This window comes from Pseudarthrobacter sp. NKDBFgelt, assembly GCF_046097905.1.
Classification (GTDB): Bacteria; Actinomycetota; Actinomycetes; order Actinomycetales; family Micrococcaceae; genus Arthrobacter; species Arthrobacter polychromogenes.
Window position 1 is genome coordinate 1 of the sequence record NZ_JBJURL010000177.1, and the last position, 1,177, is coordinate 1,177.

2 protein-coding genes are annotated in these 1,177 nt (G+C 66.5%); both read left to right on the forward strand.

What is annotated here, in order from left to right; translation table 11 throughout:
- Positions 1-260: hypothetical protein (locus ACKAE7_RS20990; RefSeq protein ID WP_408980222.1), on the forward strand; the 260-nt coding region annotated here is incomplete at its 5' end.
- Between the two features lie 81 nt (positions 261-341).
- Positions 342-1,177 (forward strand): transposase (locus tag ACKAE7_RS20995; RefSeq protein ID WP_408980223.1); only part of this gene is annotated, 836 nt, incomplete at its 3' end.

The following is a 1,177-nucleotide window of genomic DNA, read 5'->3' on the forward strand; positions in this document are numbered from 1 at the left end:
GCCTGATCGCCGAGTTCCGTTGGGATTTCGCGGACCGATCCGATCGCGGCGCGCGTGCGATCCCGCGCCGGATGATGCACAACCTCGAAGGCAAGGAGCTGCTCAAAAACGCCTTGGGGCTGGTCAATCTACGCTTCAGGGACGCCATCGCTGCCGTGGCTTTGAACGCGAACGATCGCCCTCATAAAGAGTCTGCTTGTGGCAGCAGGCTGGATGTCCGGTCGCGGCGCCGAGCGGCTGTCAGCAGGGACCTCACCTGACCGATTCCGTTGAAAAACTCGGCCGTTGAAGCGGGGCTCCGTCGCTGATTCACTCCGTCATGCGGGCGGAGGGCGGCGGCGATGATGGGTGAACGGCAGGTCGACCAGGCGGCGCTGTTTTACGAGTTCTCACTCGAGCGGCATGTGCCGCAGGATCATCTGCTGAGGGCGATCGACCGCTTCGTCGACCTGTCGGAAGTGCGCCGGGATCTGGCTCCGTTCTACAGCTCTATGGGGCGTCCCTCGATCGACCCGGAACTCCTGATCCGGATGCTGCTGGTGGGCTACTGCTCCGGAGTCCGGTCTGAGCGGCGACTGTGCGAGGAGGTTCACCTGAACCTCGCCTATCGCTGGTTCTGCCGGCTCGGCCTCGACGGCGCCGTGCCGGACCATTCGACCTTCTCGAAGAACCGCCACGGCCGCTTCCGCGACAGCGACCTGCTGCGCAAGCTGTTCGAGACGGTGGTTGGCCGCTGCATGACGGAAGGGCTTGTTGGCGGCGAGGGCTTTGCGGTCGACGCCAGCCTGATCCGAGCCGACGCCAACCGGCGCCGCTCGGCGGACGGCGCGGACGAGGTCGACTGGGAGGAGTTGGCAGCTTCCCGCCGTTCTGTTCGCGAGTACCTCGACACGCTTGACGATGCGGCTTGGGGCGCGGCGAGCCCGACGACGCCGAAGTTCGTTTCGCGGTCGGATCCGGCTGCGCAGTGGACCGGCGCGCACAAGGGCCACGCCTTCTTCGCCTACGCGACCAACTACCTGATCGACCTCGACCACGCGGTGATCGTCGATGTCGAGGCCACGCGAGCGATCAGGCAGGCGGAGGTCGGCGCGGCGCGAACGATGATCGACCGGACCCAGGAGCGCTTCGGGCTCTGGCCCGAGCGGCTGGCAGCCGACAGCGCCTATGGTGCGGC